Here is a 9,372-nt window from a genome sequence, read left to right on the forward strand (position 1 = left end):
GGGTTCGCTCGTTACAGACGTTAAGAAAACGTTCCCCAAATATCAGCATATTCTGAATGCCGTCTCTGCCCGCGATATCCTTCTTCACGAGAGAGCCGATGCCGTCGGAAGTCTTCGGCTTGCGGCTCGTGAGCACTACTTAGATATCAACGTTCGCATACTGCAGCTGAGGAGGATAGAGGGTTTGATAGAGAAGGAGATTTCGGGCGAAATTATAAAACTCGAAAATGCGTCCCTTCACGAGTCAACATTGGCCCCGCTTTTTGACTTTAAGCTCAGGGATCTGTTCGAGCGCCTAGAGTCTCACGCTATCAATCCTGAGCATGTATCGTCAATCCCCTTGCTCGAGGATGCATTAGTAGGCAACGAAAGTCTTAAAGGTAAACTGGCATTTTATCTTGTTGATTATCTGGCCAAGCACGGATTACCAGAGATGCCAAAAGCCCTGTCATTGCTGAAAAGCGTTTGGGCGGCGTTAAAAAATAGTCTTTCCAGGCAGCCGCCCACAACTCTGCAGCCGTCCACGGCAGCGCCGTCACTTGATGATGAATTGGCCACCTGGTTCAACCCTTATATACATACGCCCGCTGATTTTATTGACCAATGGGTCACTCTTCAGACGCAGCAGGCTGGGCTGACGGGTGATTATCGCAACGTCAGCGTTGGTATTTCCTATAAGATAGTAACGGGGATTAGCCGGAACAACTTTAATAAGAAAATAACAGAACATAAATCTACGTTGAAATTGCGAACGATTGCGAGTCGTCAGTATCTAAAGAAAAAGCGCGAACAGAGGTGGTTTAATTTCATGATTGACTGGCCAAGCGAATTTTCGACAGCGCTGCGGGCGAAGATCGAAGGTGGGGCATGGGAAGATTTTAATAAATTTATCGTCAAATTTATTAAGCATGATTCCTTCGAAAAGGGCACCAACATTCTACGTTTGATCGCTCAAGGTATTGCTGGGAAAAAATTGGATGAGAAGACAGGAGACAACGTTAAAAACCGCCCCAGAATGATAATTTTTACAGCTCCAGGTGTCAAGACGCCGCTCGCCGGGGCGTTTGAATTAGATGATCGGATATATTCATTATCTAATACAACGAGCTACCAAGCTCCGCAAGAATACAACGGGGGCCTGGATTCTGGGCTGAAGATTCCAGAGCCTTTCTCCACGCTGGTGAAGCAGGGACTGTCTAATAATGAGCTGGATAAGTTAGATAACAACCTACTTCATAAGAGTTGGAAAGTTAAGACGCTTAATGGGCGCCTGCACGAGCAGTGGCCTTATTTTACGTACAAGGAGTGCGAGCCCGGTGAGTTTTCCAGCAAGATGATGAAACGGTTCGTCCAGAGATTCGATGACGATATGGACCGGACTACCTACAGTCATTGGGAGCAGGACTGGGATACCGCTGCTATGTACACGGAGCTGATACTGAAGGCAGTTGCACTGCCTATCGGAGTTCTCACAGGCCCCTGGGTCGGCGTTGGGATGGCATTACTCTCCACGGTGCCAAATCTCATCCGGACGGCAACTGCAGATACACAGGAGGAGTCAAAAAAAGCGCTTAACGCCCTGTTTTTAGGGTTGTTGCTCGACCTCGCTGGCGAGGCGCTCACTCCCGCCTTGAAGAAGGTACTTGGGAAGATTGCTGAGCGAAAGGCGCAAAAATTGCTCCAAGACATCAGTTCTCAACCTCACGCGCCGGTGATCAAGCTGGAAGATCTGGAAAACTGGGCCATTGAAGTTCGAGGAAAAGTCAAGGGGAGACTAGATGTTTCCGACGCTGAAGCGGACGATCTGGCGGCCTGGGACGGTCTGGGAAATGTCCCGCAGGCCGCGCTGGCGGAGACGCCGATAGCCCGCAGCCCCGCATGGAAAATTGCCGATTTCAGCGAGCCCAAACAGCCCGATCCCAGCAAGTGGGTGCGTACCGACGGGCGGCTTCACAAAGCGCCGGTCGAGTCCGTCTGCCATACCGGACGCGGCAAGCGCAGTCTCTGCACCACGGCGAAAAACTACCAGCCGCCCCCCGCGCTGTCGATGGCCTCAATGGCGCGCCCGAGCAATAAAATCTACGACTGGGGGCGGGATGTACAGCTGTTTATCAACGATCTGCAAACCCAGCGTGTGAAAGTGCTGTTTTCGCTGGACGATCGGTTAAGCGGTGAAACACTCTCGTCCGGCAAGCCCAAAGATAGTTATTTAAAGGAGCGGTTAAAGCAGAGCGATATTGAGTATGTGATCGAACCGAAAAACGCGATCGAGGACGGTTACAGCTTTGAGGCCGATGCGGATTTCACCCAGCCGGGACCTGCACGGCGTCAGGTGGAGCAGATACAGTCGCTGGTCGACCAGATTAACACCAAACGGCAGGTCAACCCCAATTACGTGGTGGGGGTACACTGCGGATTCGGAGACGGACGTTCCGGCACGGTAAAAAGCGCGGTCATGATTGACAAACTGTGGCGTGAACAGCCGGGGCGCTATCGGCAGGGCGTGGTTGACGATAACAAGCCGGCATTGATTCACACCTCAATAAGTCATAGTCTCGATAACGAGTTCGAGTTCGATAATAAGGTCTATCAGGTGGTCGCCGACGCGATTGATACTGTGCGCAAGACCCATGTAAACGCCGTCGAAAGAATGGACGATGTCAATCTGCTTAACGCCTATGCACGTTCCCTGCTGAATCGTCCGTAATCGGGTCTCGCCAGCCAGTGAAGCTTGCGGGCTAAACGGGGTCGGCCACGGTTCGCTGGGCAACTCCGGCCAGCGGATCAGTTTGTGCTGCAGGCGGATTGTGTCGCATTAAGGTGATGTCAGGTAACATGCTGTTTTTTTTGTGATGTTGCCTGACCATGTCGCTGATCCGAAACGCCTTCCGGTGGCTGCATTGTAAGTACGCGTCTGCGTCAGGAACGCCAGCGAGAAGGCATTGCCCGGGCGAAAGCTAAAGGTGCATATAACCCACCGCCCAGGCGAAAACGCAGCAGGTCATTGAATTGACGATGGCCGGATTAACAAGTGAAGCGGTTGCTGGCCAGTTGGGCATTGGCAAAGCCAGCGTCTATCGAATATTAAAAACCTGGCGGCAGCAACATCCCGGCGCCATCCTGCCCGGAGAGCGGGTGAAGCCTTCGCTCAGCCATAGTGAGCCGGCGACCGAACATGTTACGATAGCCCCATGAAAAAAAATCCAACGCCCCATGATGCAACTTTCCGGCAGTTTCTGACGCAACCCGAAATTGTCCGCGACTTCATGGATATACATCTGCCGGCAGAATTGCGGGCCATCTGCGACCTCAGTACGCTGAAGCTGGAGTCCGGCTCCTTTGTCGAAGATGACCTGCGCCAGTATTTCAGCGACGTGCTCTACAGCCTGAAAACCACCGCCGGCGCTGACGGTTACGTGATGGTACTTATCGAGCACTGATAAGCACATGGCGTTTCGCCTCATCCGATATGCCGTCGCCGCCATGCAGCGCCATCTCGACGCCGGCCATAAAAAGCTGCCACTGGTCATTCCGGTGCTGTTCTATACCGGCAAACGCAGTCCATTCCCTTATTCGACCAACTGGCTGCAGGAATTTGATGATCCGGCGTTGGCGGGAAAATTGTACACCGGCGATTTTCCGCTGGTTGATGTGACGATCATCCCAGACGAAGATATTATGGGTCACCGCAGCATGGCCGCACTGACCCTGCTGCAGAAACATATTCGCCAGCGCGACCTGGCCGAACTGACCGACAGGCTGTCCGCCATTCTGCTGGCCGGCTATCTCTCTTCGCCGCAGGTGATTTCGCTGATACACTATATTATCCAGGCCGGTGAATCGGCGGATGCGCAGGCATTTGTTCGCGAACTGGCCCTGCGGGTACCACAACATGAGGATGAACTGATGACCATCGCACAACAGTTTGAACAAAAAGGTATCGAGAAGGGTATCCAGAAAGGTATCGAGCAGGGTATCCAATTAGGTGAACAGCGCGGTATGGAAAAAGGTGAGCGTGAAGCCTCACTGAAAATTGCCCGTGCCATGCTGGCCAATGGCCTCGATCGCGATTCGGTCATGAAGATGACCGGTCTGACTGCTGACGACCTGGCGCAGATCCGCCACTAATCCTTTGCGTCAACGGGCAGGGTAGCCATTGTCAAATTGGCTATGCCCGGTGCTCCACCGACCGGCAAGATTTGACCGCCCAGCAGGAGGCGCTGGCTGCCGTTCGCAACGGAGATACCTTGGTGGTACCGAAACTTGATCGGCTGGCCCGTTCGGTCCCTGATGCGCGTCAGATCGCCGATGCTCTGCTGGCCAGAGGGGTGAAGCTGGCGCTGGGAACCAGCCTCTATGATCCGGCAGACCCTATGGGGAAAATGTTCTTCAACGTGCTGGCTACCTTTGCCGAGTTTGAAGGAGACCTGATTCGTCTGCGCACCCGGGAAGGGATAGCCATTGCCCGGGCGAAAGGAAAACTGCGGGGAAAACAACCCAAGCTGTCTGATAAACAACAAAAAGAGCTGTGCCGGATGCATGAAACCGGGCAGTACTCAATCAGCGACCTGGCTGAATTATTTTCGGTGTCACGACCGACAGTTTACCGAACACTGGCCCGCAGTAAGGAAAGCTAATGGCATTCATTCATCTGTAAAGTCAAAATGTTTGGAGATTCAAACATGGAATCCCAAACTGGAAAATAGGAAAAGATTATCTATACTCGGTGGAGTATAACCATCTCAACAACCAGATCCAGATAAGGAACGAGACGATGTAATTGACATCACATGGAGGGGTATCAATTCAATTAATCGTTTAATGGTCTTGAGGTGACTATGTTTTTGATATTATTACGCTCAATGCGTAAGTATCTTTGGTTAAGAATACTTGTGTTGGCGCTAATTTGCAGTTCCGTAGGTTCTGGATTGACGTTCATCATGGTTTTTGGTGAGCTGGCCAGATTGAACGCGGCGCCGTCTTCCTTTGCCTTGGCGTTTATTTTGTCAACATCACCGGGGTTTTTGGGGAGTATTGCAGGAAAATATCTGCTTGCACGTATTGAAGCAAAATATTGCTTCATGATCGCTGAATGCATTGGCGCACTGGGTTTGATTATTCCCTGGTACGGATTGGTTCATGGTTCCGTGACCATCCTGCAGCTTGCTGGCGTTGCCTCATCGGTATCTGCGGGGATCACCATTCCTGCCATTAATCATTATACCAAAGCTAAACTTGCTCCAGAAGATATTGGTGCCGGTGCGGTTATCGACACGCTGGTGTTTGCTTGCCAGGTTTTATTTGGCATCGGTGTTGGCGTATTCCTTTATGGTACCGTTCAGAGCAATACCTATTTGTTGGCAAATCTGCTCAGCTACATCATAGCCATTACATTTATATTTTCACTGCCAAAGCTGGCGAATTATGCAGAACAGAATGTTTACGCACAAGGGTTGCCTAAAAGGTTGTCATCAAAACAACGTGCTAGCCTCTATTTATTGCCGGCACTGGCGATGACTGGAGCACCGGCCATGTCGCTCCTGCCTACATTGGTCCATAGCAATAATGACCAAAAAGAAACACTGCTGTTTTTATTGTTCGCCCGCAGTCTGGGACAACTTCTTGGGCCATTTTTGGTCAAGGAAGAGCGTTATAAGAATCAGTCATCACTGTTTATTATTGCGTGCATGACGGCATTTATTGTGTGCTATTTGTTCGTTCCGCTGACACCATTCCTGAGTGTTTCATTACTACTGGTTTTTTCTGCCCATGTATTTTCCAATATCATCTATAGCCTTGGCTGGTACAGTTTGCTGACGAACTTTGACAACGATCATGTAGCAGCAGCCTCTGCCAGCAGTTATAGAAAACAAATTATTATCGGTGCAGTGATCAGTATTTCGGCGGGCATACTGGCTGACAGAGTAGGCAGTCCGCTGGCACTTGTCATTTGTTCTATGACAGGGTTGTTGCTATCTTCTCTACTGATTTTGCATGTAAAACGTCAGTCTTAATGACATAAAACGGCCGGTATTGATTACCGGCCGTAGCTTCAGCTTTTATGAAAAAAACCGGCAACGGAACAACGCATATTGTCCCCGGCACTGACATCAACTTTCTTGATGCAGTGTGAATAATTTGGTTTTATGATCACAAGTCGATTGGGTTTTGGGTAAATAAATGTCCCGACCCCAGAATCATTGATACTGCGTTCACGGATGGTCCATCCAAACTCCGGTCCGACTGCCCCCCCGGTTATCCCTGACATGCGTAAAATCTCTTCAGAAGCATTGTAGGTTTGTTCGGACAGTCCCGCACTGGAATTAACAGGTGTGTTGATGACACAAAGCTCCCCACCCCAATTGGGTTTCCATTCGGGATGCGCATAAAATATGTATGCCCCTTTATATTGGGCATCGTCTTCATGCCAGCCCAGCCCGCTACCTGCTGGATACAGGAACGTTGTTAGTGAAAATGCATTCCAGTCTTCCCCCAGAAAATTACGCAGATGTGATGTTATTATGCTGATCTTTTTACTTAAAATATTAATACCAGCAGTAATGGCATTATCATCCAGGGTGGTTTTTTCTGTCAGCAATGAGTAAAAATAACTGACACTCACCAAAGGCTCGCCGTCGGTCATCCTCCATGATTTTGACCACCCCTGAGAATGGACGAGATAGTAATTCTCAAATTGCATATATAACTGAAGGGCGAAGAGCTCATCGCTACTCAAAAATTCGTCAAAAATCAGATAGCCTTCCCCTTCGACTATATTACTCATAATGGTTTCTCCGAGTTGAAATATTTCTCTGTCTCATTTTCCAACTTCCATTCTTCGATGAGTGATTTCCAGGGAGGTAAAAAGGCGTCCCTGACGTGATATAAACGTGCGACCAGATTAAATCGCATCATTATTGCAGAGTCCAATGCCTCATTTATCCATGTTAATTCTTCAGCCCGATATTCCTCTGAAAGGTATTGCGCTACTTTACGACGATATCTAACAATTTCCCCGTAAACGTAACAAGCATTGAAAGCCTGGGTGTAACTGAAAGTTCGATCTTGCCGTTGAGGGAAATCGATCAGCGACTCCCCCAGAGTTCCCTGACAGTATTGATTACCATGAAATGCGTTGAACGTGTGTACTTGATGATGGAGTGCTTCGTGATAAAGATTTTCGACGAACCCAAGAAACCCGAATTCTCGTGGAAGCTTATGGAACGGTGGAATAAAGAAGAGTGTGGCATCGGAAATAAAGGTAACATGTGGGAGTTCGTAAAATGATGCGCTCCCATTATTGGCGTTTGCATTTTTAGGAACCAACCATACCAATGTTGAGATAAAATCAGCGATGAATGCCATTTCACTCTCATATAACGAAGAAAACCTTTTCACGCCGTCATTGAGGAATGCTAATCGATTATCACATACTGGGATGCTGCCGACATCAGAAATCCCCATCAGCAATGCCATTGCCTCTCCTGCCTCAGAATTTGTCCAGTTAAATGACCAGTTTCCTATGTCAATCTTTGAGATGTGTTTTCGAGGTAATGTAAAAAAACATCTATCGTGCATGGCGTGATCGCGAACTTGTGCGCAAATAGGGGGCCACTTTTCGCTGATATCTCTGTGAAGGGCCGATTCCTCGCAGCATGAGTAGTAATCATTCAGCATATCGTTTCCGTTATAGGAAAGTATTGACATTTCACTCTCCTGCTAAATAATATTAATTTCTTTCAAAAATTCGAAGTTTACCCTCTCCTTGCTGGGTAAATAGCTTGGGATATAAAGCGTATGGCGATAAGTAACTTTTGAAAGTAATGTCTCGATATCAGAAAGCTCACCTTGTAACTTATCCGCACATTGTCCTTTTTTGGTTGAGGCACTCAACAAGAAAATCGGAGTATTGGCTGGGTAATGCTTTAATAGCTTCGACTTCAAATATATGACTTTATTTGAAGTCTGTGGTGATGAGTAATCCGTATTAGCATTACCAATAGAGCAAACATGATAAATAAAATAATTTACACAGGGATCCATTGCATAATCATAGATAATCAACCGATTCACATCAAGTATACTGACACCTTCTTCCAGTGGGTCAATACCAATATCATTGATCATCGCGTCGAAACTTGAAATTCCAGGATAACAATGAAAAGTAAAAATCCCATCCTGAGATAATTTCTGTAGTAATTGAACGATGGTCACGCCGACTCTCGGGTGACCAGGAACGATAAGGCCTACATGTTCACACTCAGTAAGCACATTTGAGATGTACTGGATAATTCTGGTGTAATTATCAACATCAACACCGCCATCTTCATACAAATGCGAGAGGTTCTCATGGAGTATTTCATGATGGGAAAGATGTTCGTTCAGACCAGCAATGTCTCCGATCCAGAAAACCCGATTTACACTCTGAATAACGGAAAAACCTTCTGTGGTAATCTGATTGACACCCAGCATGCCACTGCCGATGACAGAGATTGTGCTCATTAAAAATCCTTTTAAAAATGCCTCAATACGGGATTGAGGCATGGAAGATTTAACTAGAAGCCACCGATAACCTTAGCCAGGTTCATAGGGGCAGCCGCCTGCAAACGCGGGTGCAAGGCTTTGGTGGAATCAAACCCTCCGATGACTTTGGCCAGATTCATTGGCGCAGCGGCCTGTAAACGCGGATGCAACGCCTTGGTAGAATCAAAACCACCAATCACTTTAGCCAGGTTCATGGGAGCGGCAGCTTGCAAGCGCGGATGTAGTGACTTAGTCGAGTCAAATCCGCCAATGACCTTGGCAAGATTCATCGGTGCTGCAGCCTGTAAGCGTGGGTGCATTTTGATGTTAACTTTTTCCATGAATATATCCTTATTTTCTATTGAGTTAATGAGATTATTGGCCCACATCTAACTTCTCAGAACTACGGGTATTTCATCTATTAAAAGTGAGCTCTTTGCTGCTCCATCACGCCTATGCGTTAGTAATCGTACAAACGGCATAGCATAGACAATTTACATTTATAGTGTATTTTTGCATCATTGCAACAACAATTCATAAACATGGTTTACATATTTAGTCAAAGCTGATGATTAGAATCTAGAGCGGGGTTACTCAAAAAAGCCTAATTAATTATGCTGATAGCCCTAAATATCCATGGCTATAGAGTGATGAAATTTTACATTTGCTATTTAGTTAAAAATCAAATTGCTTCCTTGAGCAATTATCTCCCTTTTCGTTATCCAGTCCAAAAAAAGTAATAAGTACAGTTAGTCTGTTTTCATACGCCCAGCGATCCAGCGTTTTCGAGATAAATTCGCTGCCGTTGTCCGTCTGTAGCCGCTGGGGTACACGCTGCTGTGTCTGCCT

At 47.7% G+C, this 9,372-nt stretch carries 8 protein-coding genes and 1 pseudogene; 5 read left to right on the forward strand and 4 right to left on the reverse strand.

Annotated elements, in window-relative coordinates; translation table 11 throughout:
• The 5 genes and pseudogenes from ACCC84_RS23210 to ACCC84_RS23230 all read left to right on the forward strand — a co-directional run.
• Window positions 1-2,707, forward strand: a 2,707-nt coding sequence (locus tag ACCC84_RS23210; protein WP_503827463.1) for a protein-tyrosine phosphatase family protein, incomplete at its 5' end; no start/stop codon positions are given.
• 308 nt (window positions 2,708-3,015) lie between these two features.
• A complete protein-coding gene (locus ACCC84_RS23215) occupies window positions 3,016-3,195 on the forward strand; it encodes a hypothetical protein (protein ID WP_371902394.1) in 180 nt (59 codons plus the stop codon).
• Window positions 3,192-4,128, forward strand: a pseudogene (locus ACCC84_RS23220) (Rpn family recombination-promoting nuclease/putative transposase). The gene ACCC84_RS23215 and the pseudogene ACCC84_RS23220 overlap by 4 nt, the downstream one beginning before the upstream one ends.
• A complete protein-coding gene (locus tag ACCC84_RS23225; protein ID WP_371902399.1) occupies window positions 4,128-4,637 on the forward strand; it encodes a recombinase family protein in 510 nt (169 codons plus the stop codon). Before ACCC84_RS23220 ends, ACCC84_RS23225 begins: the two are co-directional and overlap by 1 nt.
• Before the next feature lie 201 nt (window positions 4,638-4,838).
• Window positions 4,839-6,014: an MFS transporter gene (locus ACCC84_RS23230; protein ID WP_371902395.1), complete on the forward strand. Its 1,176-nt coding sequence runs from the start codon at window positions 4,839-4,841 to the stop codon at window positions 6,012-6,014.
• Between the two features lie 38 nt (window positions 6,015-6,052).
• Here ACCC84_RS23230 and ACCC84_RS23235 read toward each other — a convergent pair whose 3' ends face one another.
• From ACCC84_RS23235 to ACCC84_RS23250, 4 genes are read right to left on the reverse strand one after another with little or no spacing between them, the layout of a single operon-like run.
• Entirely contained in the window at window positions 6,053-6,784 is a 732-nt protein-coding gene (locus ACCC84_RS23235) for a 2OG-Fe(II) oxygenase (RefSeq protein ID WP_371902396.1), read from the reverse strand.
• Window positions 6,781-7,707 carry a hypothetical protein gene (locus ACCC84_RS23240; RefSeq protein ID WP_371902397.1) on the reverse strand — a complete coding sequence of 309 codons (927 nt, stop codon included), beginning with the start codon at window positions 7,705-7,707 and terminating at the stop codon, window positions 6,781-6,783. The genes ACCC84_RS23235 and ACCC84_RS23240 overlap by 4 nt, the downstream gene beginning before the upstream one ends.
• Window positions 7,708-7,719: 12 nt before the next feature.
• Complete coding sequence (locus ACCC84_RS23245; RefSeq protein WP_371902398.1) at window positions 7,720-8,502, reverse strand: SAM-dependent methyltransferase; 783 nt, start codon at window positions 8,500-8,502, stop codon at window positions 7,720-7,722.
• Window positions 8,503-8,555: 53 nt separating this feature from the next.
• Window positions 8,556-8,864 (reverse strand): hypothetical protein, encoded by a 309-nt coding sequence (locus ACCC84_RS23250; RefSeq protein WP_143779255.1) that lies wholly within the window; start codon window positions 8,862-8,864, stop codon window positions 8,556-8,558.
• Window positions 8,865-9,372 lie beyond the last annotated feature (508 nt).

The sequence above is a fragment of the Serratia odorifera genome (genome assembly GCF_041448735.1).
GTDB lineage: Bacteria > Pseudomonadota > Gammaproteobacteria > Enterobacterales > Enterobacteriaceae > Serratia_F > Serratia_F odorifera.

Excerpts from the sequence above, each read along its gene's own strand:
- ACCC84_RS23215 (WP_371902394.1), top strand. The coding sequence starts at position 3,016 with ATGGCCGGATTAACAAGTGAAGCGGTTGCTGGCCAGTTGGGCATTGGC.
- ACCC84_RS23230 (WP_371902395.1), top strand. The coding sequence starts at position 4,839 with ATGTTTTTGATATTATTACGCTCAATGCGTAAGTATCTTTGGTTAAGA.
- ACCC84_RS23235 (WP_371902396.1), bottom strand. The coding sequence starts at position 6,784 with ATGAGTAATATAGTCGAAGGGGAAGGCTATCTGATTTTTGACGAATTT.
- ACCC84_RS23240 (WP_371902397.1), bottom strand. The coding sequence starts at position 7,707 with ATGTCAATACTTTCCTATAACGGAAACGATATGCTGAATGATTACTAC.
- ACCC84_RS23245 (WP_371902398.1), bottom strand. The coding sequence starts at position 8,502 with ATGAGCACAATCTCTGTCATCGGCAGTGGCATGCTGGGTGTCAATCAG.
- ACCC84_RS23250 (WP_143779255.1), bottom strand. The coding sequence starts at position 8,864 with ATGGAAAAAGTTAACATCAAAATGCACCCACGCTTACAGGCTGCAGCA.